23 protein-coding genes are annotated in these 23074 nt (G+C 64.9%); 17 read left to right on the top strand and 6 right to left on the bottom strand.

Translation table 11 applies throughout. The features are described from left to right. Positions 1–25 precede the first annotated feature (25 nt). A complete protein-coding gene (locus tag AC1ROB_RS16175; protein ID WP_492970097.1) occupies positions 26–1729 on the bottom strand; it encodes a long-chain-fatty-acid--CoA ligase in 1704 nt (567 codons plus the stop codon). A 214-nt stretch (positions 1730–1943) separates the two neighbouring features. Here AC1ROB_RS16175 and AC1ROB_RS16170 point away from each other — a divergent pair, with 214 nt between their 5' ends. Then, a complete protein-coding gene (locus AC1ROB_RS16170; RefSeq protein WP_492970098.1) occupies positions 1944–3656 on the top strand; it encodes an EAL domain-containing protein in 1713 nt (570 codons plus the stop codon). 11 nt (positions 3657–3667) lie between these two features. Here AC1ROB_RS16170 and AC1ROB_RS16165 read toward each other — a convergent pair whose 3' ends face one another. Continuing rightward, complete coding sequence (locus AC1ROB_RS16165; RefSeq protein ID WP_492970099.1) at positions 3668–4534, bottom strand: MaoC/PaaZ C-terminal domain-containing protein; 867 nt, start codon at positions 4532–4534, stop codon at positions 3668–3670. Positions 4535–4623: 89 nt separating this feature from the next. Between AC1ROB_RS16165 and AC1ROB_RS16160 the strand changes: the two genes are divergently transcribed. Next, positions 4624–5472: a crotonase/enoyl-CoA hydratase family protein gene (locus AC1ROB_RS16160; protein ID WP_492970100.1), complete on the top strand. Its 849-nt coding sequence runs from the start codon at positions 4624–4626 to the stop codon at positions 5470–5472. Here the strand turns inward: AC1ROB_RS16160 and AC1ROB_RS16155 are convergent. Further along, positions 5469–5885 carry a PaaI family thioesterase gene (locus AC1ROB_RS16155; protein ID WP_492970101.1) on the bottom strand — a complete coding sequence of 139 codons (417 nt, stop codon included), beginning with the start codon at positions 5883–5885 and terminating at the stop codon, positions 5469–5471. The two genes, AC1ROB_RS16160 and AC1ROB_RS16155, sit on opposite strands and share 4 nt — an antisense overlap. 132 nt (positions 5886–6017) lie before the next feature. Between AC1ROB_RS16155 and AC1ROB_RS16150 the strand changes: the two genes are divergently transcribed. From AC1ROB_RS16150 to AC1ROB_RS16140, 3 genes are all read left to right on the top strand, one after another. After that, a complete protein-coding gene (locus AC1ROB_RS16150) occupies positions 6018–7208 on the top strand; it encodes an acyl-CoA dehydrogenase family protein (protein WP_492970102.1) in 1191 nt (396 codons plus the stop codon). A 38-nt stretch (positions 7209–7246) separates the two neighbouring features. Next, positions 7247–8374, top strand: coding sequence for an acyl-CoA dehydrogenase family protein (locus tag AC1ROB_RS16145; protein WP_492970103.1), 1128 nt, complete (start codon positions 7247–7249; stop codon positions 8372–8374). A gap of 641 nt (positions 8375–9015) precedes the next feature. After that, positions 9016–10590, top strand: a complete 1575-nt coding sequence (locus AC1ROB_RS16140) for a hybrid sensor histidine kinase/response regulator (RefSeq protein WP_492970104.1) — start codon at positions 9016–9018, stop codon at positions 10588–10590. Between the two features lie 22 nt (positions 10591–10612). Here AC1ROB_RS16140 and AC1ROB_RS16135 read toward each other — a convergent pair whose 3' ends face one another. Both AC1ROB_RS16135 and AC1ROB_RS16130 read right to left on the bottom strand, forming a co-directional pair. After that, complete coding sequence (locus AC1ROB_RS16135; protein WP_492970105.1) at positions 10613–10978, bottom strand: DUF1428 domain-containing protein; 366 nt, start codon at positions 10976–10978, stop codon at positions 10613–10615. Positions 10979–11002: 24 nt separating this feature from the next. Then, complete coding sequence (locus AC1ROB_RS16130; RefSeq protein WP_492970106.1) at positions 11003–11794, bottom strand: SDR family NAD(P)-dependent oxidoreductase; 792 nt, start codon at positions 11792–11794, stop codon at positions 11003–11005. Positions 11795–11850: 56 nt separating this feature from the next. Here AC1ROB_RS16130 and AC1ROB_RS16125 point away from each other — a divergent pair, with 56 nt between their 5' ends. From AC1ROB_RS16125 to AC1ROB_RS16115, 3 genes are read left to right on the top strand one after another with little or no spacing between them, the layout of a single operon-like run. Further along, positions 11851–12357 (top strand): MarR family winged helix-turn-helix transcriptional regulator, encoded by a 507-nt coding sequence (locus tag AC1ROB_RS16125; protein ID WP_492970107.1) that lies wholly within the window; start codon positions 11851–11853, stop codon positions 12355–12357. Positions 12358–12379: 22 nt separating this feature from the next. Further along, a complete protein-coding gene (locus AC1ROB_RS16120) occupies positions 12380–12838 on the top strand; it encodes a VOC family protein (RefSeq protein WP_492970108.1) in 459 nt (152 codons plus the stop codon). A gap of 32 nt (positions 12839–12870) precedes the next feature. After that, positions 12871–13401, top strand: coding sequence for a dihydrofolate reductase family protein (locus AC1ROB_RS16115; protein WP_492970109.1), 531 nt, complete (start codon positions 12871–12873; stop codon positions 13399–13401). A gap of 74 nt (positions 13402–13475) precedes the next feature. Here the strand turns inward: AC1ROB_RS16115 and AC1ROB_RS16110 are convergent, their stop codons facing one another. Then, the gene (locus AC1ROB_RS16110) at positions 13476–14009 is read right to left on the bottom strand and encodes a GcrA family cell cycle regulator (RefSeq protein WP_492970110.1); all 534 of its coding nucleotides are present in this window, start codon (positions 14007–14009) and stop codon (positions 13476–13478) included. Positions 14010–14163: 154 nt separating this feature from the next. Between AC1ROB_RS16110 and AC1ROB_RS16105 the strand changes: the two genes are divergently transcribed. The 9 genes from AC1ROB_RS16105 to AC1ROB_RS16065 are packed head-to-tail and all read left to right on the top strand — an operon-like array spanning position 14164 to position 23069. Continuing rightward, on the top strand, positions 14164–15051 hold the full coding sequence (locus AC1ROB_RS16105; RefSeq protein ID WP_492970111.1) for a phytanoyl-CoA dioxygenase family protein: 888 nt from the start codon (positions 14164–14166) through the stop codon (positions 15049–15051). A gap of 31 nt (positions 15052–15082) precedes the next feature. Continuing rightward, positions 15083–16555, top strand: a complete 1473-nt coding sequence (zwf, locus tag AC1ROB_RS16100; protein WP_492970112.1) for a glucose-6-phosphate dehydrogenase — start codon at positions 15083–15085, stop codon at positions 16553–16555. 2 nt (positions 16556–16557) lie between these two features. Continuing rightward, positions 16558–17871 carry an ActS/PrrB/RegB family redox-sensitive histidine kinase gene (locus tag AC1ROB_RS16095; protein ID WP_492970113.1) on the top strand — a complete coding sequence of 438 codons (1314 nt, stop codon included), beginning with the start codon at positions 16558–16560 and terminating at the stop codon, positions 17869–17871. 40 nt (positions 17872–17911) lie between these two features. Next, positions 17912–18439 carry an ActR/PrrA/RegA family redox response regulator transcription factor gene (locus tag AC1ROB_RS16090; protein WP_492970114.1) on the top strand — a complete coding sequence of 176 codons (528 nt, stop codon included), beginning with the start codon at positions 17912–17914 and terminating at the stop codon, positions 18437–18439. A 9-nt stretch (positions 18440–18448) separates the two neighbouring features. After that, the gene (locus AC1ROB_RS16085) at positions 18449–19165 is read left to right on the top strand and encodes a metallophosphoesterase family protein (RefSeq protein ID WP_492970115.1); all 717 of its coding nucleotides are present in this window, start codon (positions 18449–18451) and stop codon (positions 19163–19165) included. Positions 19166–19203: 38 nt separating this feature from the next. Beyond that, a complete protein-coding gene (gene hldE / locus AC1ROB_RS16080; RefSeq protein WP_492970116.1) occupies positions 19204–20658 on the top strand; it encodes a bifunctional D-glycero-beta-D-manno-heptose-7-phosphate kinase/D-glycero-beta-D-manno-heptose 1-phosphate adenylyltransferase HldE in 1455 nt (484 codons plus the stop codon). A 10-nt stretch (positions 20659–20668) separates the two neighbouring features. Beyond that, entirely contained in the window at positions 20669–21844 is a 1176-nt protein-coding gene (locus tag AC1ROB_RS16075; protein ID WP_492970117.1) for an FAD-dependent oxidoreductase, read from the top strand. Then, positions 21835–22617: an aldo/keto reductase gene (locus AC1ROB_RS16070; RefSeq protein ID WP_492970118.1), complete on the top strand. Its 783-nt coding sequence runs from the start codon at positions 21835–21837 to the stop codon at positions 22615–22617. The genes AC1ROB_RS16075 and AC1ROB_RS16070 overlap by 10 nt, the downstream gene beginning before the upstream one ends. Beyond that, positions 22614–23069 (top strand): hypothetical protein, encoded by a 456-nt coding sequence (locus AC1ROB_RS16065; protein WP_492970119.1) that lies wholly within the window; start codon positions 22614–22616, stop codon positions 23067–23069. The genes AC1ROB_RS16070 and AC1ROB_RS16065 overlap by 4 nt, the downstream gene beginning before the upstream one ends. The last annotated feature ends 5 nt before the right edge of the window (positions 23070–23074 follow it).

Genomic DNA, 23074 nt, shown 5'->3' with positions numbered 1-23074 from the left:
GGGGCTTTTTCAGCAATGCTGCGGCTCAGGTGGCCGGTTTTGCAGCCTCGGCCTTCTTCTTCTCTTCCTCGACCAGTTCCTTCTTCGACAGTTTGCCGATCAGGGTCTTGGGCAGGGCCTCGCGGATTTCCATGCCGACGGGCATTTCGTGCTTGCCCAGCTTGTCTTTCAGGAAATCCTTCAGCTGCTCGAAGGTGAATGGCTGGGCATCGGGCTTCAGCTTGATGAAGGCCTTGGCCGACTGGCCGCGATACTGGTCCGGCACGCCGATCACGGTGCATTCCTCCACGCTCGGATGCTCGTAGATGGCTTCCTCGATATTGCGCGGATAGACGTTGAAACCGCCCGACAGGATCATGTCCTTCTTGCGGTCGACAATGAAGATATAGCCTTCCTCGTCCTGATAGCCGACGTCGCCGGTATGGAAACGGCCGCCGGCGAAGGCTTCCGCCGTGGCTTCAGGCTTGTTCCAGTAACCCTTCATCACATTCGGGCCGGTGATACAGATTTCGCCGGTTTCGTTGACGCCCTTGACCTTCAGCGGATCGTCGACGTCGACGATCTCGATGGTGATGCCGGGCAGCGGCAGGCCGCAGGAACCGCGCTTGCGCTTGCCGTAAACGGTCTGGGTACCGGCCGGCGAGGTCTCGGTCATGCCCCAGCCCTCGATCATCTTGTGGCCGGTGATCTGCTCGAACTTGTCCTGCACTTCCACCGGCAGCGGCGCGCCGCCCGAGGCGCAGAATTTGACCGTCGAGAGATCGTAATCCTTGATATTGGGCAGGTTGACGATGGCGGCATACATGGTCGGCACGCCCGGGAAGATCGTGATCTTCTTCTTGTGCAGATCCTCGACCACCGCCTTCAGCTCGAAACGCGGATGCAGGATGAATTCCGCGCCGATGGTCAGCATGCGCAGCAGCACCGCGCTCAGGCCGTAGATATGGAACATCGGCAGGACCATCAGCACACGCTCCTTGCCGTCATCAAGCGTCATGCCCTCCGCGGTCCAGCTTCCGTACATATGGACGGTGGAGGTGATGTTGCCGTGGGTCAGCATGGCGCCTTTGGGCTGGCCGGTGGTGCCGCCGGTATACTGCAGGATCGCCACTTCCTCGGCCGGATCCTTCACCGGATGCGGCGTGTAGCGGCCATCGTTGGCGACCAGATCGGCGAAGCGGACATGCTTGTCGTCCTTCGGGATCTGGGCGATCTCCTTGCCCTTGGCCAGCGGGAACAGGAAATTCTTGGGGAAGGGCAGCACGTCGGGCAGGCGGCCGACCACAACCTTCTTCAGGCGCGTGGTGCCGACCATCTTGCCGATATTGGTGTAGAGCGCCTTCAGGTCCAGCGTGACCATGATGTCGGTCTGGCTGTCTTCGATCTTGTAGCGCAGCTCACGCTCGGCATCGAGCGGGCTGTAGTTCACCACGCGGCCGCCAGCCTTGAGGATGGCGAAGAAGCAGATCACGTAATGTGGCGTGTTGGGCAGGAACAGGCCCACATGCACGCCCGGGCCGACGCCCAGCTGCTGGAAGCCCTTGGCGGCGCGGTCGACCAGGTCGGACACGGCGGCATAGGTGTAGGACTTGCCCATGAAATCGAGGAAGGGCTGCGGCGCGAAGCGCGCCACGGCGTCATCCAGCAGGGTCCAGATCGGGCGGGCCTGGAAATTCTGCGTCCAGGTGACGCCGGCCGGATAGGATTTTTCCCAGAACGGTGCGTTCATTGCTTTCTTTCTCCCCCTAGACATTGGGCCGGCCGCGTTTGAGGACCGGAAACTTGTGCCATTGTAGGAAGCGGGCGGGGCCAACGCAACGTGGCGCAACGTCAGGCCAATCTGCCTCATCCGGCCAAGGGTTTGCACCGGAGGCAGGGTTGCGCTGCATCGCGGCGGCTGGCACACTCGGCGGCGGATTTTCACCCTTCCCCAAGAGGCCAGTATGGGCGGCGCCGGCGCCAAGGATATGCGGGCGGAGCGCGATCGTTTCGTTGCTTTCGCCTTTTCCGCGGCCGACCTCATGCTGGAAGTGGGTGCGGAAGGCGAGATTACCTTTGCCTCAGGCGCGGCGCGGCTGATTGCCGGCTGCGAGGCCGAGGGCCTGATCGGCCGGAATTTCGCCAATATGGTCGCCGAGGCCGACCGGCATTTCATCATGAACCTGCTGGGCAGCCTGGCGGTCGGCGGCCGGATCGATCCGGTCACGGTACAGCTGCTACGCATCGACGGGGCGGTTGGTCCGATCTGCGTGCTGGGCGGCTGCTGCCTGCCGCGCCTGGAGGGGCGGTACTATCTCACGCTGTCCAATGCCCGCCTGCCGCTGGCCGAAACCGCGCTGGAAAACAAGCGCGACTACCAAGCCAGCCTGCTGGATGCCGAGGCCTTCGAGGCCCGCGCCGGTGACCGGCTGAAGCTGGCGCGCGAGCTGGGTTCGGAGGTCAAGCTCACCCTGATCGAAATCGTCGGCCTGCGCGAACTGGCTGAGAGCCTGGGCGATGACAGCCAGACTCTGATCGAGGATGTCGGCGCGCTGATCCGCGCCAAATCGATGGGCGGCGACACGGCCGGCCGGATCGACGACGAGAAATACGGCATCCTGCATGCCGCCAGCCTGGACCAAGATGCGGTTGCCGAACAGGTGCGCAGTCTGGTGAAGCAGAGCGCCGGAGCGGCCGTTGCCGTCGACAGGCTGGGCATCCATGGCGCCACCCTCGACCTGCATGCCAAGGGCATGAGCGACGACGATGCCGCCAGCGCCATGGCCTTTGCGGTCGAGCGCTTTGCCAGCGACGGAGCCTCGGGTTTCACGCTGCAATCCACCGAGGACAGCCTGAAGGCGCTGCTGCAGCGCACGGTGGCGCGCGTGCAGGCTCTGCGTTCCGCCGTTTCGGGCCGGCAGTTCCAGCTGGTGTTCCAGCCGATCGTAAGGCTGAACACCCGGACGCTGCATCATTACGAGGCGCTATCGCGGTTTGAAGACGGCGGTTCGCCATTCGAGACCATCCGGCTGGCCGAAGGCGTGCACATGATTGGCGAATTCGACCTCGCCGTCGTACAGCGCGTGTTCACCATGCTGGGCGACCGCCGGCGTCAGGGCGACACGCTGGATATCGCGGTCAACCTCTCCGGCCACAGCTTGGAAAGCGCAGTCTTCATGGCGGCTTTGCGCGAAATCACAGCGGCCGATCCGAGCCTGCGGCGGCAATTGATCTTCGAGATCACGGAATCGACCCAGATCACCAATCTGGTGCATGCCGCCAATGCGGTGCGGCAGCTGCGCGAGGATGGGCATTTCGTCTGTCTCGACGATTTTGGCGCCGGGGCGGCGTCTTTCCCGTATCTGCAGGCGCTGGAGATCGATTACGTCAAGATCGACGGTGCCTATGTTAAGGCGCTGCAGACGCAAGGGTCGCCGCGCGACCAGGCCATCCTCAAGGGCATGGTCTGGCTCTGCAAAGAACTGAAGATCGGCACGGTCGCCGAGATGGTGGAGACCGAGGACCAGGCGCGCCTGCTGCTCGATTTCGGCATCGACTATGGCCAGGGTTTCCTGTTCGGCCGGCCGGAAGCCGAACCGAAGCTGGAGCCGCTGCGTCTCGACGACCTGCCGGGCGAGCACAGCAATCCGACGGACTTCCGCTTCAAGCGCGGTTAACGGCCTTCTTTTTAGGCGCGCAGTTCCACCCGCCCGTGATCCAGCACCACCACGTCGCGCTCGGCCACCCGGGCACGGAAGGACACGATGTCGCCGTCACGCCAGATTTCCGTGTGAATGGTTTCGCCCGGGAAAACCGGCGCGGTGAAGCGCGCGTTGATGTCGGCGATGCGCGACGGGTCATGGTCGCAGGCCGCCTTCACCACAGCACGCACGGCGATGCCATAGGTGCACAGACCATGCAGGATCGGGCGCGGAAAGCCGGCGGCGCTGGCGAATGCCGGTTCGGCATGCAGCGGATTGCGGTCGCCGCATAAACGATAGAACAGCGCCTGGTTCTCCTGGGTCTTCAGCGTCACGCCGGCATCGGCCGGGCGGTCCGGGATCGTGTGTGGCTTGGGTGGCAGCTCTTCTGGCCTGCGCGCCGGACCGCCGAAGCCGCCATCGCCGCGGGCAAACGTCGTGGAGAGCAGCGTCACCAGCGTCTCGCCGCTCTGTGCATCGCACAGCACATTCTCCACTAGCATGATGGCGCCCTTGCCGGCGCCTTTGTCGAACACGTCTTTGATCCGGACCTTTGACGTCACCGCACCGGCGGCCTTGAGCGGCTTGTGGATGGTAATGCGCTGCTCGCCATGCACGACCATCACGTAGTTGATGCCGGTCTTCGGCGTCCAGCTGTCGTCCCAGGTGATCACGGTGGACAGGCTGGGCAGGGCGCGCAGGTCCTTCTCGAAGACGAAGGGCAGTTCGTCCAGGTCCATCGGATCCTGGCCCATGCCGACGGAGAGCGCATAGAGCATGGTCTCACGGTCGGTATAGCTGACCTCGCGGGCGGGAATGTCGAGCGCGACCAGTTCCTCATAGACAATCGGCATGGTTCCTCCCTTAAATCTTTCCCCGGAGACTAGCGGCGCAGACCGTGGCAAACCAGCTTGACGTTGCGTCAGGCCCTAGGGAGCAGACCATGACCTACAAGACCTTCGATTTCAGCCTGGCCGACCAGGTGGCGCAGATCGTCCTCAACCGCCCCGACAAGGCCAATGCCATGGTGCTACCCTTCTGGCAGGAGATGGTGGATGTCTTCGCCGAGATCGAGGACCGGCCGGAGGTGCGCGCCGTGGTGATTTCCTCCACCGGAAAAACCTTCACCGGCGGGCTGGACCTTTCCGCCTTCGCCGTCTTCGCCGGCGACATGCTGCAGGGCGACCGCGGCCGGGTCGGCGAGCAGATGCGTCGTGCGGTCGCCGAGATGCAGGAAACCTTCGCCGTCATCGACCGGTGCCGGGTCCCTGTTCTGGTGGCAGTTCAGGGCGGCTGCGTCGGTGGCGGCGTCGACATGATCTCGGCCTGCGACATGCGTTACTGCACGCAGGATGCCTGGTTCTGCATCCAGGAAATCAACATCGGCATGACCGCCGATGTCGGCACGCTGCAGCGCCTGCCGCATCTGATGCCGTCGGGACTGGTGCGCGAGCTGGCCTATACCGGGCGGCGCATGCCGGCGGAGGAGGCCTTCCGCGCCGGCCTGGTCAATGCGGTTTTCCCCGATCATGCCACGATGCTGCAGGCCGTGCTGCAGGTGGCCAAAACCGTGACCTCCAAGTCGCCGCTGGCCATCCACGGCACCAAGCAGATGCTGAACTACACCCGTGACCACAGCACGGCGGATGCGCTGGATTACATGCAGGTCTGGCAGGCCGGCATGTTCCTGACGCCCGATCTGATGGAGGCGGTCACGGCGACCCAGCAGAAGCGCGAACCGAAATTCGCCGACCTGCTGCCGGCCAAGAAGCTGGTGCAGCGACGCCGTTAGCCGACGCCCAGTACTTTCCAGATACCCTCGGACGTTAGCACGGTCTTGCCGGCCACGGTGGCGGTGCCCTGGATGAAGATCAGGCTGCGGGTCTGGCGCACGACATGGCTGCGCATCTCGACGAAGTCGCCAGGCTTCACGGCGGCGATGAACTGGTTGTTCAGCGACACGGTGGCGCAGGCCTTGCGCTCCACCAGGTCCCAGACCACCCAGCCCAAGGTATGGTCGGCAAAGGTCATCAGCATGCCGCCATGCATCACGCCGCGCGAATTGGTGTGGCGCTCTTCCGCCAGCAGGCCGTAGGCGGAACTGCCGTCTTCCTCACGCTTTACCCAGATCGGGCCGACCTCGATGGTGAACGGCCCCTGGCCGGAACGCTGCTTCCAGCCGGCAGCGGCGGGATCGAATGTCATGATTCTGTCCTTCTGTTCAGCCGGGACTTGAGCAAGTGAATCTTCGTATTGCAAGGGCTTCCCCAGCGTCACCCGCTTGCCTGCCGGAGCGGCTGGACTTAACCTTTCCCCGTTACAGGGAGAGAAATCGCCATGGATCTCGAATTCACGGCAGACGAGCGCGCCTTCCGCGACGAAGTGCGCGCCTTCATTCGCGACAATCTGCCGCCGGCGCTGACCGAGAAGACGCGGCGCATGATCCATATGGACAAGGCTGATTTCGTCGCCTGGCACAAGATCCTTGCCAGTCGCGGCTGGTCGGCGCCGCTCTGGCCGAAAGAGCATGGTGGCCCGGGTTGGACGCCGGTGCAGCGCTACATCTTCGATGAAGAATGCGCCGCCGCCGATGCGCCGCCGCTGGTGCCCTTCGGTCATGCCATGGTCGGGCCGGTGATCTACACCTTCGGCACCGACGCGCAGAAGAAGACATACCTGCCGCGCATCCTCAGCATGGACGACTGGTGGTGCCAGGGCTATTCCGAGCCGGGCTCGGGCTCCGACCTTGCCTCCTTGCGTACGAAAGCCGAGCTGCAGGGCGACCATTACGTCGTCAACGGCCACAAGATCTGGACCACCCAGGCGCAGCACGCGAACATGATGTTCTGCCTGGTGCGCACCGACTTCGAGGCCAAGGCGCAGGAGGGTATCTCCTTCCTGCTGATCGACATGCGCGATCCCGGCGTCACCGTGCGGCCGATCATTTCCATCGACGAGGGTCACAGCGTCAACGAAGTGTTCCTCGACAATGTGCGCGTGCCGAAGGCGAATCTCGTGGGCAAGGAAGGCAAGGGCTGGACCTATGCCAAGTTCCTGCTCGGTAACGAGCGTACGGGCATTGCCGAAGTGGCGACCTCGAAGCAGCGCCTGAAGCGCCTCAAGCAGATCGCCCGTGCCGAGCAGGCCTTTGGGGCGCCTTTGCTGCAGGACGACAGCTTCCGTAACAAGGTTGCCGCCATTGAGATCGATCTGCTGGCGCTGGAATACACCAACCTGCGGGTGCTGGCGGCCGAGAATGCCGGCAAGGGCGTGGGGCCGGAAGCCAGTATGCTGAAAATCCGCGGCTCGGAGATCCAGCAGGGCATCAGCGAACTGGCGGTCGAGGCGATGGGCTATTACGCCGCACCCTACGAGCATCGTCCCGATGGCTCGAACCAGCCGCCGGTGGGACCCGATTACGCGCAAGGGCGCATGGAAGCCTACCTCTACTATCGGGCCACCACGATCTATGGCGGCTCGAATGAAATTCAGCGCAACATCATCGCCAAGATGGTGCTGGGCCTGTAACCGCATCCATACATCAAGAGACCAGGAAAGAACGTCACATGGATTTCCAACTGTCCGAGGAACAGAATCTGCTGGCCGACAGCGTCGAGAGCTGGCTGCAGGACAAGTATGATTTCGAGCGCTGGCGCAAGCTGGTGAAGACCGATCTCGGCTACGACAACGCCAACTGGAAAACCATGGCCGAACTGGGCTGGCTGGCCATCCCGCTGCCCGAAGAGGCCGGCGGCATGGGCGGCGGCGCGGTGGATGTGGCTTTGCTGGCCGAGCGTTTCGGCCGCCATCTGGTGGCCGAGCCGTATTTCTCCACCGTCATCCTTGGCGGTGGCCTGATCCAGGCGGTGGGCGACACCCAGCAGAAAGAGGAATGGCTAGGCGCGATTGCCGAGGGCAAGGCGAAATGGGCCTTTGCCTTCGCCGAACATGGCGCGCGCTTTGCGCTCAACGAAGTGCAGACCACGGCCAAGAAAACTGCCGACGGCTGGGTGCTGGACGGCAAGAAGATCGTCGTCTGGGATGCGGCCTCGGCCGACAGCCTGATCGTACTGGCGCGCACGGCCGGCAAGCATGACGATGCCGAGGGTCTCGGCCTGTTCGTCGTCGATGCCTCGGGCGCCGGTGTGGCGCGGCAGGATTACCGCACCGTGGACAACAAGCGCGCCAGCGACATCCGTTTCGACCATGCGCCGGTGAAAGCCGTGCTGGGCGATCCGGACAAGGCGCTGCCGGCGGTGGAAGCGGTGGTGGACCAGGCGATCTCCTATCTGGCGGCGGAAGCCGTCGGCGCCATGGCTGCGGTGCATGAGACGACGCTGGCCTATGCCAAGCAGCGCAAACAGTTCGGCCGTGCCATCGGCGAGTTCCAGGTGATCCAGCATCGCCTGGTCGACATGATGATGCAGGTGGAGCAGGCGCGTTCGCTGGCACTGCTGGCCAGCCTGAAGGCCGATGCCGAGCCGAAGGAGCGCGCCAAGGCGGCGGCGGCGGCCAAGGTGCAGATCGGCCGTTCGGGCAAGTTCGTCGGGCAGCAGGCGGTGCAGGTGCATGGCGGCATGGGCATGACCGACGAGCTGAATGTCGGCCATTACTTCAAGCGCCTGATGATGATCGACACGACCTTCGGCAACGCCGATCACCACCAGCGCCGCTTTGCGGCATTAAGCGACTAAACAGCCGCATGCTTTTTGTAATAGTGAGGCCGGGCAGGGACCACCTGTCCGGCTTTTCATGGTGCTGGCAGTGATTGCACTGTCAGCAGTGTCGGCAACGCTGCGAATTGGTCTGTTCCGGGCTCATCTGGGGTCGTCCGGGTTCGTAACGGTTCCCGCCAGTTCCCGACGCTTCCCAATGCTTCCGGATGCTGCGGATTGTTCCGGCAGCGCCCATTTCATTCCATGAATCTGTAAAGCTTAAGAGCGCGCTCCGGGTACGGCGCAGGCATATCTCCGTATTCACGATTTCCAGGACCGGAAATGAGAACATAAAAAGTACGATCTCTGTCCTTAAAGTCAAGGGCAGCATTGGGAGACAGGGGACGTTTTACTGCGCCGCCAGTTTACGGTGTGACATCTGCCGGAAGGTCGCCGCCAGTGCTCATCGTCCCGTTTGTGGCCGGGATATGGGGCCGCATATCGTCGTGCTGTCCGGAGGCATCACCATCAAGACGGCGCAATCTGAAAATCCTCCAAAGACCTCCATTCACCATGCGGTGGCGACGGGACGGCAGAAACCCCTTGACCGTGTACGGATCGGGGGCGAGGGTTCAGGCAAGCGATTGCAGGATGCGTCAGCGCCGGAGGAAATCGCTACCATGATCGACCGCCCGCATGCACCGGCGAATGCAGATCGTCCCGTCGAGGATTCGGGTGTCGTCGCGGCCATCAATCAGCGCCTGTTCGAGACCTCGCTCGATCTGATTCTGGTCGTCGACCGTGCCGGCTGCTTTGTCCGCGTCAGCCCCAGTGCGAAGGCCATCCTGGGCCGCAATCCGGCCGACATGGTCGGGCAGAGCGCTGTCGGCTTCATCCATCCCGACGATCTCGACAGCACGCGCGCCGAAATGCGGCTGGCGCGGCGCGGGCATGAGATGCGCAATTTCCAGTGCCGCTACATGCACAGGGACGGGCGCGTTATCAACCTGTCCTGGACCGGGGTATGGTCAACGGAAACCGAGTTGCATTTCTTCATCGGCCGCGACGTGACCGAACAGCGGGTCGTCGAGGAAAAGCTGCGCCACCTGCAGCGTCTCGATGCGGTGGGGCAGCTGACCGGCGGCATCGCCCATGATTTCAATAATATTCTGGCTGTCATGGTCGGTAGCCTGGACCTGATCGTCGACCAGCCCGAACTGACACCGGAGAGCCGGCGCTATATCCACGATGCCCTGCATGCCGCAAAAAGCGGCGCCGACCTGACGCGGCGGCTTCTGGCCTTTGCGCGGCAGCAACCGCTGATCCCCCGCGTGGTAGATGTCAACGACCTGCTGCAGCGCTTCACGCCGCTGCTGCGACGGACACTGGGGCAGCATATCGAGATCGTTTTTTCACCGACGGGGGATCTCTGGCCGGTGTTCATCGACGCCGCCAATCTGGAATCGGCGATCGTCAATCTGGCCGTCAATGCGCGCGATGCGATGCCGGCCGGCGGCCGCCTGATTCTGGAAACCGCCAATGTCGCGCTCGACAGCATGTATGCCGAGATCAATCCCGGTGCCGAACCCGGCGATTATGTTTCCGTCGTCCTCACCGATACAGGGCTCGGTATGCCGCCTGCCGTTATCAACCGGATTTTCGAGCCCTTTTTCACCACCAAGGATGTCGGGCGCGGCAACGGCCTGGGCCTGAGCATGGTCTTCGGCTTCCTGTCGCAGTCAGGCGGGCATATCAAGGTTTACAGCGAGGTCGGACATGGCACGACCATCCGCCTCTACCTGCCGCGCGCCAAAGCGGCCGAGATGGCGGTCGTCGACAACCTGCCGGCATCCTCCGATACACCGGCAGAGGTCCGCAGACCGGTCAGCCGTAACCTGCAGACCATCCTAGTGGTCGAGGACAACGACGATATTCGCTCTGTCGTGCTGTTGCAGCTGGCCAAGCTCGGCTATCGGACCATCGAGGCATCAAATGCCGACGAGGCGCTGCGGCAGATCGATGACGGGATCGTCATCGATCTGCTGTTTACCGATATCGTCATGCCGGGCGGCATGAGCGGCTATGATCTGGCCCGTGCGGCGCGCCAGCGCCGGCCTGGCCTGAAGGTGTTGTTCACCTCGGGCTTCCCCGGCGCGGTTTTTCCCGACACCATCGATCATGATCCGGAAGCGATGCTGGGCAAACCCTATCGCGTCCAGGACCTGGCGACGCGCCTGGCCGCATTGCTTGGTTGAGACCGTTCCTGCAAATTCGCGCCTATTTTGGATTGACGATCGTCTTGAAGCCGCCGAAGCACATGCGCTTCATGTCGAAGACCGGCTTGGACTTGTCGGGCGCCATCGCGTGCAGGCGCGGATCGCTCATCACCTTCTTGTTCACCCGGTCGCGCTGGGCCTTCGACTTGTAGATGATGAAGGAGAAGAACGGCACTTCGCCTTTCTTCAGCTTCATGATCTTGGGGAAGGGCAGGCCGAAGGCCGGATTGATGTCATCGCCGACGCATTCGAAATACTGCAGCGCGCCATGCTCCATCCAGATCTTGCCGGCCTTGGCGGCGATCTTCTTGTAGGCGGCCACATTCTTCTTCGGCACCGGCAACAGGAACCCATCGACATAACTCATCACGTTTCTCCCTTGGTTGATCTCTTAGTGTAACACGGCACCGCAGGTCAGGTTCACCACCGATCCCGTCATCGCGCCGGCATGGCCGGAGGCGAGGAAGACGGCGGTTTCTCCGATCTGCTCCAGCGTCGGCAGCCGTTTGAGCAGCGTCGACTGCGCCGCACCCTGCAGCATCGTTTCCACCGGCAGGCCCGCGCGCTCGGCCACTTGGCCGAAGACCGCTTTGGCATGTGAGCCGGCGGCCAGGGTTTCCGGCGTGGCATGGACGCGCAGGCAAAGCGTGCGGATGCCCTGTGCGCCGAGTTCGCCGGCGAGATGCCGGTTCATCGCTTCGACTGCCGCGCAGGCGGCGCTGTGGCCCATGAAGCCCGGCCCTGCCATGGTACCGGCCGGCGTGGTGAGCATCAGGATCACGCCGTCGGCCGTCATATGCGGTGCCACGGCCTTGGCGGTGATAAAATTGGTGCGGGTATAAACGCTGACCGGATGGAAGAAGTCCTCCAGTGACAGTTCGGCCAGCGGCACGCCCTGCACATGCGCCACGCCCACGGCGTTCAGAGCGATATCGATGCGACCGGCCTGCCGCGCCACGCCTGCTGCATGCTGCGTCACGGCGGTTTCATCCAGAGCGTCGACCACGGCGGTTTCGGCCCGGCCACCGGCGGTACGGATGTCGCGTGCCACGGCCTCCAGTTTCGCCGCGCTGCGGCCGGCAAGGAAGAGGCGGGCGCCCTGGCGGGCCAGCGCCCGCGCCACGGCGCCGCCGATGGCCCCGCTGCCGCCGTGAATGACTGCCGTCCTGTCCCGCAGCAGCATGGCTGCTCCCGTTTCAGCGCTTGACTCAAATAGGTTGATATCAACATAATATAGGCATGTCAAAGAAACCTGCCCCCGCGACGGCCAAGCCTGACATCCGCAAGATGCCGGAATACCGCAATCCGATGGGCGCGCTGCCGCTGGAAATGACGCTGTTCGTGCGCGACACCTGCCTGTGCCTGCATGTGCAGCGTGCGGCGCGTGCCCTGGCGCGGCGCTTCGACGAGGCGTTGCGGCCGGTGGCGCTGACCAACGGGCAGTTTTCGCTGCTGATGTCGCTGAACCGGCCCGAGCCGGCGCCAATGGCCGAGGTGGCGGCACTGCTGGCGATGGACCGCACGACGCTGACCGCCAATCTCAAGCCGCTGGAACGTCGCGGTCTGCTGGCAATTCTGGTTGACGCCGAAGACCGGCGCAGCCGTCGCCTGGAACTTACTGCGGCCGGGCGCGCTTTGCTGGTGGCGGCCCTGCCGATCTGGACGCGCACCCATAAAGCCATCGACCGCCTGCTCGGCGTGTCCGACCCCGACCATCTGCGCGGCGACCTGCGCGCGCTTTCGTAATCACCCAGAGGAGGATACGGCCATGAAGATCAATCCCTATCTGATGTTCAACGGCAACTGCGCCGATGCCATGCGCTATTACGAGAAGCATCTCGGCGGCAAGCTGACGGCGCTGATGAAATACAGCGATGCGCCGCCGATGCCCGAGGGCCATACGCCGCCGGCAGAGGGCTGTGCCCCCGACATGACCGGCATGGGAAACCTCATCATGCATGCCTGCCTGGAAGTCGGCGGCGTGATGCTCATGGCGTCAGATTCACCGCCGGCGATGTTCGAGAAGCCGGCCGGCCTCTCGGTTACCCTCAATGTTGACAGCGTGGCCGAGGCCGAGCGCATCTACAAGGCGCTGGCCGACAAGGGCACGCCGACCATGCCGCTTACCGAGACCTTCTGGGCCGAACGTTTCGGCACGGTCACCGACCGCTTCGGCATCCCGTGGATGATCAACTGCGAAGGCCGCATGGCCCAGGCGGCTGAGTAGGCCGGTCCTGGCGCTGCAGGAGTTCCACCGGCATGGCGAAGCTCGTCTTCGGAATGAACCTGTCCCTGGACGGCTATGTCGACCATCAGGAGTTTGCGCCAGACCCCGTGCTCTTCCGTCACTGGATAGAGCTGGTGCGGGATCTGGCGGGCAGCGTGTACGGCCGCCGCATCTACGAGATCATGCACTACTGGGATGAAGACCATCCCGAGTGGACTGCGGCGGAACACGAATTTGCAGCCGTGTGGCGGCGCCAGCCGAAATGGGTGGTGTCGCGCTCGCTGAAGTCGGTCGGCCCCAATGCCACGCTTGTCGAGGGGGACCTCGGGGCAGCGGTGCGCGGGCTGAAGGATCAGCATGCCGGTGAGATCGCCGTCTCGGGACCGGTGCTGGCCCACAGCCTGAGCGGGCTCGGTCTTATCGATGAATACCGGCTGTACTACCACCCGGTCGTGCTGGGGCGTGGCGCGCCTTTCTTCGCCGGCCCGCGGCCGCGGCTTCGCCTTGTGGCCAGCGACCGCATCGGCGAGGAGACGATCAGGCTGACATACGTTCCGGCCTGATCCCGCAGCACACGAAAAAGCCCGGCAGGTTTTCCCTGCCGGGCTTTTTGCGGAAACCGGACCTTCGATTTGGCTCAGGCGGCGTTGATCGCCTTCACCGCCTCGACGGCGCTCTCCGGATTCCAGTTGGTATAGGCCGCGGCGCAATGGGCGGCGCAGTAGGGCTTGCTGGGCAGCGCCACGTGGCTGCAGAAATCGAATTCCGAGGTCTTCGGGTCGCCGATCGGCCACTTGCAGCGCGGGCCAGTGCTGGGCGTCAGCGCCGCCAGCATCGCCGCCGTCAGCGGGGCCTGCGGGCTGTGGCTGTGCGGGGCATGGGGTGTCGCCGCTTCGTCCTTCACCTGGACCGGCGCGCGGGCCGGGGCCGGGGCTCGGTGAACGTCGCCGCCGGACGCGGCACTGCCGCCGCCCGGGCTGGCCGCCGCACGGGGCTGGGCCGGCTTGTCAGCCCGCATGATCGGCGAGGCGCGCTTGGCCAGACCGATGCGATGGGCCTTGCCCACCACGGCGTTCCGGGTCATGCCGAGCTGCTTGCCGATCTGGGTGATGGATTGGCCAGCTTCCCAGTGTTGTACCAGAAGCTTCACCTTCTCGTCAGTCCACACCATATTTAGCCCCCATAGTTGGCGTTGGCCGCTAAATCAGGTAAAGGCGACAAAATCGGTTCGGGGTCAACCGGACTCTTTTATTATCCACAAGAATCTCTGGAAATGGCTTCGCTAAGCCCTTAAGTCTGCGAGGCCGACTCGCAGTTATCCACAGATGAACGCAGCCCTGGACCGTAAAATAATCCCCGAGGATCAGCCGACGGACCCTACCCAGCTTCGCTCGGTTTACGAGCGGGACGGCTATGCGGTGGTCCGCGGGCTGTTTTCCGCCGGCGAAGTGGCCGGGATCGCCGAGGCATTCGACCGGGTGCAGGCGCGCGGCCTCGCCCGGGGCCGCAGCTGGCGCCATGGCAACCTGATGTACCGGCTGGGCGAGGACCCCAATCTGGGCCGTATCCTGCGCATGGTGCAGTGGCCGAGCTGGGAAGAACCGGCTCTGGACGCCGTGCGGCTCGATCCGCGCTTCGCCGTCCTGCTGGCGCCGCTGCTGGGCGCCGATCTCAAGCAGATCATCAACCAGATGCACTGGAAGCCGCCGGGCGGGCTGCGCGTGGAATTCGCCTACCACCAGGACAGCCGTTTCCGCCGTCCGCCGAGCGCGTTTCGCAATCTGGCGCAGAGCTACATCCAGACCGGGCTCGCCATCGATCCCCATACGAAGCAGAGCGGCGCCATGCGGGTCATCCCCGGCAGCCATCGGCTGGGCGACCTGGCCCTGGGTGGCGACGGCCCGATCCTGCAGCAGAGAATGCAGGACGAGGCTCTGCGGATCGCGGGGCTCGATCCCGCCGCGGTGGTGGACCTGGAACTGGCGCCGGGCGATCTGGCCCTGTGGTCGCCCTATCTGGTGCATGGTTCGGGTCCGAATGTCTCGGCGCGGGACCGTCGCCTGTATATCAACGGCTATGTGACGGCACAGGATTGCGATCGCGGCGAATGGGCGTTTCGCGACGGCCGGCCGGTGCCACTGGGGCCTGCGCCGGCACTGGTGCATTTCGAGGCCCTGCATGACAGGCCCGAGCCGCATTTCCTTGAGGATTGATTAGGCGCGGCGAGAGTGCCACGCTCGCTGCATGACCAATCCGAGCGGCAGTTTTTCCTTCGATCTCGTCATCTTCGGCGCCACCGGTGACCTGGCGTTGCGCAAGCTGGTGCCGGCGCTCTATCACCGCGACGCCGCCGGGCAGCTCAATGACGATGCGCGGCTGTTTGCGGTCGCTCGCGGCGACATGTCTGACGCCGATTACCGCGACATGGCACGTGCTGCGCTGGCCCGGCATGTGGCGGCCGACGATTTCGACGCCGCGCGCGCCGAGCGATTCCTCCAGCGCTTTTGCTATCTATCGCTGGATGCGCAGAAGAGCGACGACTACCAGGGCCTCAAGGCCGCGCTGGATGGCGGCGACGACCGCATCGTCGTTTTCTACCTCGCCATGGCGCCGCGCTTTTTCGGCAGCATCTGCACCCAGCTGGCGAAAGCCGGGCTGAACCGCGCGCAGGCCCGCGTGGTGCTGGAAAAGCCGATCGGTCAGGATCTGGCCTCGGCGCAGGCGATCAACTCCGCCGTCGCCGCCGCCTTCCCGGAGGCGCGTGTCTTCCGCATCGACCATTATCTCGGCAAGGAGACGGTGCAGAATCTGATGGCGCTGCGCTTCGCCAATGCGCTGTTCGAACCGGTCTGGCATCGCGGCGTGGTCGATCATGTGCAGGTGACGGTGGCCGAGAAGATCGGCGTCGAGGGCCGGGCGGATTATTACGACCATGCCGGCGCGTTGCGCGACATGGTGCAGAACCATCTCTTGCAGCTTCTGTGTCTCGTCGCCATGGAGCCGCCGAACGAGTTCACCGCCGATGCGGTGCGCGACGAGAAGCTGAAGGTGCTGGAGGCGTTGCGGCCGATCACCGAGCGCGATATCGCCGACAAGACCGTGCGTGGCCAGTATGGTCATGGCACCGTCGATGGTGCGGCCGTGAAGGGCTATGCCGAGGAACTGGGCCAGGCCAGCGGCACCGAGACCTTCGCCGTGGTCAAGGCCGAAGTCGAAACCTGGCGCTGGGCGGGTGTGCCGTTTTACCTGCGCACGGGCAAGCGCCTGCCGGTACGCCATTCCGAGATCGTGGTGCAGTTCCGCCCCGTCCCGCATCTGATTTTCCCGGCGGCGGCGCGCGACGTGACGCCGAACCGGCTGGTGATCCGCCTTCAGCCAGACGAGGGCATTGCATTGCACATGATGAGCAAGGTGCCGGGGCCGGGCGGCATGCGCCTGCGCACCGCGCCCCTGAATCTCAGCTTCGCCGAAGCCTTTCGTGGCCGCCAGCCCGATGCCTATGAGCGCCTGCTGATGGATGTGGTGCGTGGCAACCCGATGTTGTTCATGCGTAGCGACGAGGTGGAGGCCGCCTGGCGCTGGGCCGAACCGATCCTCGCCGCCTGGAGCGCGCAGGACGATGCACCGAAACACTATGCCGCCGGCAGCTGGGGGCCCTCGGCCGCCATCGGCCTGATCGAACGCGACGGCCGCACCTGGCATGAGGATATGCGGTAACCATGGCCGCATTGCTGGAGACCCTGCGCGACCGTCTCGGCCCCCATGTGGGGCAGGCCGACGAACCGGCCGGCCGCGTGCGCCTGCAGACCCTGGTGCTTTTGCGCTGGATTGCCATCATCGGCCAGCTGCTGGCCATCCTGTTCGTGCATTTCGGCCTGAATTTCCGGCTGCCGCTGCTGCCGGCGCTGGGCGTCGTCGCCGTTTCGGCGCTGCTCAACATCGTGCTGTTCATCGTCTACCCGACGGCCAAGCGCCTGAGCGCCAACGGCGCCGCCGGCTATCTGGCCTTCGATCTGGTGCAGCTCTGCATCCTGCTGTTCTTCACCGGCGGCATCGATAATCCCTTCACCGTGCTGATCCTGGTGCCGGTCACCGTCTCGGCCACGATCCTGAATCTCCGGTCCACCGTGATTCTCGGCGTGCTGGCCTTTGCGCTCACCGTGCTGATGACGATCTGGCATTATCCGCTGCCCTGGCACGATCCGTCCGAGATCCTGCAGCCGCCGCTGCTGCAATGGGGCAACCTCATTGCATTGGTGCTGGGCACATTGTTCATCGCGGCCTATGCCTGGCAGGTGGCGGAGGAAGCCCGCCGCATGTCGGACGCACTCGCCGCCACCCAGATGGCGCTGGCGCGCGAGCAGCAGGTCTCTGCGCTGGGCGGACTGGCCGCCGCCGCCGCCCATGAACTGGGATCGCCGCTGGGCACCATTGCCGTCGTGGTCAAGGAAATGGCGCGCGAACTGCCGGCTGACAGCATGCTGACCGAAGACGTCGCCCTGCTTCAAAGTCAGGTTGAGCGCTGCCGCGAGATTCTGGCCCGGCTGTCGCGCCGGCCGTCCGACACCTCCGATCCCGAAGCCTTCTCCGATCTCGGCATCGCCAACCTGGTCGAGACGGCGGCGCAGCCCTGGCGGCGCGAGCCCATCCAGTTTGCGGTGACGCTGACCGGCGAAGGCAGTGCGCCCAATCTGCCGCGTCGGCCCGAGATCATCCATGGCCTGAGTAATCTGCTGCAGAATGCGATGGAATTCGCCCGCCAGCGTGTGGCGGTCGAGGTCGGCTGGGACGACAGGACAATCCGGCTGCGCATCCTCGACGATGGCCCGGGCATGAATGTCGATATCCTGTCGGCGCTGGGAGAACCCTATGTGACCAGCCGGCCCGACAGCGGCGGGATGGGCCTCGGCGTCTTCATCGCCATGAACCTGTTGCGCCGCAGCGGTGCTTCCGTGGCCTTTGCCAATCGCGCGGGCGGCGGCACGCAGGTGTCGGTCAGCTGGCCGCGGGATCTGGTGAAGCGGACATCCTGACGCTTTGCCTGATCCGCTGGCCGGGCTAGAGTGAGTCGCTATGACCGAGATGACGCTCCTGATTGTCGATGACGACGAACCGCTCCGGATGCGGCTGGCCCGCGCCATGGAAAAGCGTGGTTACCAGGTGCAGACGGCCGACTCTGTCGCCGCCGGTATCCAGATGGCCCGCGCCAAGCCACCGGCCTATGCCGTGGTCGACCTGAAGCTGGGCGACGGCAACGGCCTGGATGTGGTGAGCGCCATTCGTCTGGCGCGCCAGGATGCCCGCGTGGTGATGCTGACCGGCTATGGCAACATCGCCACGGCGGTTGCCGCCGTGAAGGCCGGCGCTGCCGATTACCTGCCCAAGCCGGCCGATGCCGACGATGTCGACCGCGCATTGCGCGTCGGCAACGCGGCCCATCCGGCGCCGCCGGACGAACCGATGTCGGCCGAGCGCGTGCGCTGGGAACATATCCAGCGCGTCTTCGAACTCTGCGACCGCAACGTTTCCGAGACTGCGCGCCGGCTGAAGATGCATCGCCGTACCCTGCAGCGCATTCTCGCCAAGCGCTCGCCGCAATAGGCACACCCGATGTTTATCGGGGAGGCAAGACTCCCGCCCGGCCAACGCGTCTACGCCATCGGCGATATCCATGGCCGCGTCGATCTGCTCGACCAGCTGCACGGCCTGATCGAAGCCGACCTCAGGACAGCGCCGGACAAGACCGCCATTGTCTATCTCGGCGATTATGTCGATCGTGGGCCGGACTCCGCCCAGGTGATCGAGCGTCTGTGCCGCGCGCGCTTCCCCGGTATCGAGAGCATTGCGCTGCTGGGCAATCACGAAGACATGCTGCTGCAGTTCCTCGATGCACCCTATGGCGCGTCGCTCTGGCTGACCAATGGCGGCGACGCCACGCTGCGCAGTTACAAGGTGAAGATCCCGGCGTCATTCGACGAGCTGCTGTTCGCCCAGCGCGGCCTGATGGGGGCAATGCCGCGGCATCACAAACAGTTCCTGATGGGCCTGGTCGAACAGGTGCAGTTCGGCGACTACCTGTTCGTTCATGCCGGGATCAAGCCGGGCCTGCCGCTGGACCGCCAGAGCCGCGAGCAGATGATCTGGATCCGCGACCTCTTCCTCGATTCGGAGGTCGATCACGGCCTGATCGTGGTACATGGTCATACCATCGTGCATGCGGTGGAATGGCGTGAAAACCGTATCGGTGTCGATACCGGGGCCTATACCACCGGACGGCTGACCGCCCTGGTGCTGGAGGGGGGCGACCGCCGGCTGCTGCAGACCTGAAGGCTGGAAATCGGCCTTTAGGCGGTGTATCGAAGGCCATGTCCGATTTTCCCGCCGATGCCGCCGATTTCACCGCCGCCCGGGTGCTGGTGGTGGGCGATGTGATGCTGGACCGCTTCGTCTATGGCGGGGTGGAGCGCATTTCGCCGGAAGCGCCGATCCCGGTGATGTTGGCCGAGCGCGAGATCGCCATGCCCGGCGGCGCCGGCAATGTTGCCCGTAATATTGCCGCCCTGGGGGCGAAGGTGGCGCTGTTCGGCCTGGTGGGCGACGACACAGCCGCCGATCACCTGAACGAAGCGCTGGCGCTGGAGCCGGGTATCGAGGCATTGCTGGTGGTGGACGAGACCCGCCGCACCATCGAGAAGACCCGCTTCATCGGCAGCCGGCAGCAGTTGCTGCGCGTCGATCATGAAAGCCGTGGTGCGCCATCGGACGAGGCGATTGCCGCGCTGATCGCGGCTGCCACCGAGGCGCTGGCCGATTGCGGCGTCGTGGTGCTGTCGGATTACGCCAAGGGCGCGGTCTCCGACAAACTGGTTGCCACGCTGGTCAAGGCAGCCGCCAAGGCTGGCAAGTCGGTACTGGTCGATCCCAAGGGCAGCGATTATCGCCGTTACAAGGGCGCCATGCTGGTGACGCCGAACCGTCAGGAAGCGGCGCTGGCCAGCGGCGAGCCCTGCGACAGCGACGCGAGCGCGGTGGCTGCCGGCCGCAAGCTGGCCGCAGAAGCCGGCATTGCCAATGTGCTGATAACCCGCGGCGCCAAGGGCATGACCCTGGTTCAGGAGAAAGACGCGCCCCTGCATCTGGCGGCTGAGGCGCGCGAGGTTTTCGATGTGTCGGGCGCCGGCGATACAGTGGTGGCAACCATGGCTGCGGCCCTCGCCGTCGGCCGCAGCCTGCCGCAGGCGGCGCGCCTGGCCAATGCCGCCGCCGGCATCGTCGTGGCCAAGATCGGCACCGCAGTGGTGCATCCCGAAGAACTGCGCGCAGCTCTGCATATGCCCGATCCGCATGGCATTGATGCCAAGGTGATGACGCGTCAGCAGGCCAAGGACCGCGCCGATCTGTGGCGCAGCCGCGGCGAGCGTATCGGTTTCACCAACGGCGTGTTCGACCTGTTGCATCCCGGTCATCTGGCGCTGCTGGGTGAAGTGCGTGGTCAGTGCGACCGCCTGATCGTTGCCATCAATGCCGACGCTTCCGTGAAGAAGCTGAAAGGCGACAGCCGCCCGGTGCAGGACGAGCGTCATCGCGCCCAGCTGCTGGCGGCGCTCGGCCTGGTCGACATGGTGCTGATTTTCAGCGAAGAGACGCCGATCCCTCTGCTGGAACTGCTGAAGCCCGACCTGCTGGTCAAGGGCGGCGACTACACGATCGATCAGGTGGTGGGCGGCGACCTTGTGCGTGCCTATGGCGGCGAGGTGAAGGTGTCGCGGCAGATTCCGGGCCAGAGCACCACGGCGACCATCGCCCGGCTGCGGTCGTAACGGTTTCCTCATGAGCAGGCCCGATGTCGACGTCGCGATCCTCGGCGGCGGCATTGCCGGCCTCTGGCTGCTGGCGCGCCTGCGCAAGGCGGGCTACAGCGCCCTGTTGCTGGAGCATAAGGCGCTCGGCGCCGGCCAGACGCTGGCCTCGCAGGGCATCATCCATGGCGGGCTGAAATACGCCCTCGACCTCAAGCTCAATGCCGATGCCGATGCGCTGGCCGATATGCCCGCGCGCTGGCGGGCCTGTCTGGCCGGCAGCGGCGAACTGGATCTCCGCGCCGCGAAGCTGAGTGCCGCCAATCATCTGTTCTGGGCACGCAGGACGCTGGCCAGCCGCATCGCCGGTTTCTTCGGCAGCAAGCTGCTGCGGGGCCGCGTCGATGCGCTGGCGCCCGGGCAATGGCCTGTCGCTTTGCAGGACCCGGATAATGTGGCTGCCGTCTATGCATTGGATGAATGCGTGCTGGATGTGCCCAGTCTGCTGACGGCCCTGGCCGGGCTTGGCAAGGGCTGCATCGTGCATGCGACCGATGCGCGGATCGAGCCGGCCGAGGATCATGTGGCGATCACCTCTCACGATGCGGAAGGCCGGCCACGCCGCATCACTGCCGGCACCGTGATGTCGACGGCAGGTGCCGGCAATGAGACGATCATCGCGCAGTTGGGGCTGCCGCCGCAGGTGGCACAGCGCCGGCCGTTGCAGATGCTGCTGGTCGACCATGTGCCAGCGCCGCTCTGGGCCCATTGCTTCGATGCCAGCGACAAGCCGCGCGTCACCATCACCACGCATCGGCGCCGCGACGGCACGCCGGTCTGGTATGTCGGCGGCCTGATCGCCGAGCAGGGCGTAGCGCAGACCGAGGCCGAACTGATCGCCGCGGCGCGTGAAGAATTCGCCATGCTGCTGCCGAAACTGGATTTCAGCCGTAGCCGTTTTGCCGGCTGGCGTGTCGACCGCGCCGAAGGGGCGATGGCCGACGGCCGCAAGCCGGAAGGCCCGGTGCTGAAGCGTGCCGGCCGCGTGCTTCTGGCTTGGCCAACCAAGCTGGCGCTGGCGCCGCAACTGGCTGACCTGCTGTTCGCCGAACTGCCGCCCCCATCGGGCGCGGCCGCTTTCGATGTGGCTGATTGGACCGTGCCGGCAATTGCGGCCGCGCCCTGGGAGGCTGTCGCATGGACATGAGACCTCTCGGCAGCACCGGGCTCTCTGTGAGCCTGCTCGGCCTCGGCACCGTGAAGATCGGGCGGAACGAAGGCGTGAAATATCCGCACGGCTTCGATCTGCCCGACGACGAGGCCGTGATCGCATTGCTGAATGTCGCACGCGACCTGGGGATCACGCTCATCGACACCGCACCGGCCTATGGCGTTGCGGAAGAGCGTCTGGGCGCGCTGCTGCCGCGCTGCGGCGGCCGCGATGCCTGGACCATCGTCACCAAGGCCGGCGAGAGCTTCGAGAACGGCGTGTCGGTTTTCGATTTTTCACCGACGGCGATCCGCGCCTCGGTCGAACGCAGCCTGAAGCGGCTGCGCACCGACGCTGTCGATGCGGTTCTGCTGCATTCCGATGGCGAAGGCGAAGATGCCGGGCGGTTCGATTCCGCCGCCGAGGAACTGGCCCGGCTGAAACAGCGCGGTCTGATCCGCGCCAGCGGGTTTTCCGGCAAGACCGTGGCCGGTGCGCTCCGCATGATGGAGCGCACGGATATCCTGATGCTGACCTATAATCCCGACCAGCAGGCCGAGGCGCCGGTGGCGGTGCGAGCATCGCAGCTTGGCAAGGGCGTGCTGATCAAGAAGGCCCTGGCCAGCGGCCATGCGGTTGATCCGGCTGCGGCGCTGGCAATGGTCGCGACTCTGCCCGGTGTTTCCAGTATCGTGGTCGGCACGTTGTCGGTGGCGAATCTGCGGGCCAATGCGGTGGCCGTCGACGGGGCAATGAGGAGGCAGGCGTGAGCGATCAGGACCAGCAGCAGGATGCGCTGCCGGCATCGGCCGGCGAGCAGGAATTCCTGTCCTTCGGCTGGACGCCGGCGCCGGTGAACGTGCCGGGTCAGGCCGAGGATGCGCCGCCGCAGCCGGGCTTTGCCAAGGGTGACTTTGCGGTGGTCAGCCAGGACGAAGCCTGGTTGGTGTTGGCCCTGCCGGCCGGCCTGGTGCTGGGCAGCCTGCCCAGTGCCTCGGCGGTGCGCCGTTTCGTCGCCAAGTGCGTTAGTTTCCCGGCCCAGCCCAACGGCGCCATCATTGGTGCGGCGCGGCAGGCCATGCTGCAGGCGGTGGAGGAAGAGCTGCATCTGGCGCGTCAGGCGGCCGATCTGCTGGAAGCCAAGATTGCCGACCTGATGGGCAGCATCGACGACATGCAGGCCAAGTCGATCCTGTTCAGCCGGGATGCCGACGAAGACTGAGCCGT

The sequence above is a fragment of the Ferrovibrio sp. GW821-FHT12F09 genome, from assembly GCF_058806775.1.
The sequence above is the reverse complement of the archived record's forward strand: the minus strand, read 5'-3'. Positions and strand labels throughout refer to the sequence as shown.

Coding starts and splice junctions, on each gene's coding strand:
- AC1ROB_RS16150 (WP_492970102.1), top strand. CDS start 6,018: ATGGATCTCGAATTCACGGCAGACGAGCGCGCCTTCCGCGACGAAGTG.
- AC1ROB_RS16105 (WP_492970111.1), top strand. CDS start 14,164: ATGAACGCAGCCCTGGACCGTAAAATAATCCCCGAGGATCAGCCGACG.
- AC1ROB_RS16120 (WP_492970108.1), top strand. CDS start 12,380: ATGAAGATCAATCCCTATCTGATGTTCAACGGCAACTGCGCCGATGCC.
- AC1ROB_RS16135 (WP_492970105.1), bottom strand. CDS start 10,978: ATGAGTTATGTCGATGGGTTCCTGTTGCCGGTGCCGAAGAAGAATGTG.
- AC1ROB_RS16130 (WP_492970106.1), bottom strand. CDS start 11,794: ATGCTGCTGCGGGACAGGACGGCAGTCATTCACGGCGGCAGCGGGGCC.
- AC1ROB_RS16165 (WP_492970099.1), bottom strand. CDS start 4,534: ATGCCGATTGTCTATGAGGAACTGGTCGCGCTCGACATTCCCGCCCGC.
- zwf (WP_492970112.1), top strand. CDS start 15,083: ATGACCAATCCGAGCGGCAGTTTTTCCTTCGATCTCGTCATCTTCGGC.
- AC1ROB_RS16070 (WP_492970118.1), top strand. CDS start 21,835: ATGGACATGAGACCTCTCGGCAGCACCGGGCTCTCTGTGAGCCTGCTC.
- AC1ROB_RS16125 (WP_492970107.1), top strand. CDS start 11,851: ATGTCAAAGAAACCTGCCCCCGCGACGGCCAAGCCTGACATCCGCAAG.
- hldE (WP_492970116.1), top strand. CDS start 19,204: ATGTCCGATTTTCCCGCCGATGCCGCCGATTTCACCGCCGCCCGGGTG.
- AC1ROB_RS16140 (WP_492970104.1), top strand. CDS start 9,016: ATGATCGACCGCCCGCATGCACCGGCGAATGCAGATCGTCCCGTCGAG.
- AC1ROB_RS16090 (WP_492970114.1), top strand. CDS start 17,912: ATGACCGAGATGACGCTCCTGATTGTCGATGACGACGAACCGCTCCGG.
- AC1ROB_RS16095 (WP_492970113.1), top strand. CDS start 16,558: ATGGCCGCATTGCTGGAGACCCTGCGCGACCGTCTCGGCCCCCATGTG.
- AC1ROB_RS16075 (WP_492970117.1), top strand. CDS start 20,669: ATGAGCAGGCCCGATGTCGACGTCGCGATCCTCGGCGGCGGCATTGCC.
- AC1ROB_RS16145 (WP_492970103.1), top strand. CDS start 7,247: ATGGATTTCCAACTGTCCGAGGAACAGAATCTGCTGGCCGACAGCGTC.
- AC1ROB_RS16170 (WP_492970098.1), top strand. CDS start 1,944: ATGGGCGGCGCCGGCGCCAAGGATATGCGGGCGGAGCGCGATCGTTTC.
- AC1ROB_RS16175 (WP_492970097.1), bottom strand. CDS start 1,729: ATGAACGCACCGTTCTGGGAAAAATCCTATCCGGCCGGCGTCACCTGG.
- AC1ROB_RS16115 (WP_492970109.1), top strand. CDS start 12,871: ATGGCGAAGCTCGTCTTCGGAATGAACCTGTCCCTGGACGGCTATGTC.
- AC1ROB_RS16155 (WP_492970101.1), bottom strand. CDS start 5,885: ATGACATTCGATCCCGCCGCTGCCGGCTGGAAGCAGCGTTCCGGCCAG.
- AC1ROB_RS16085 (WP_492970115.1), top strand. CDS start 18,449: ATGTTTATCGGGGAGGCAAGACTCCCGCCCGGCCAACGCGTCTACGCC.
- AC1ROB_RS16110 (WP_492970110.1), bottom strand. CDS start 14,009: ATGGTGTGGACTGACGAGAAGGTGAAGCTTCTGGTACAACACTGGGAA.
- AC1ROB_RS16160 (WP_492970100.1), top strand. CDS start 4,624: ATGACCTACAAGACCTTCGATTTCAGCCTGGCCGACCAGGTGGCGCAG.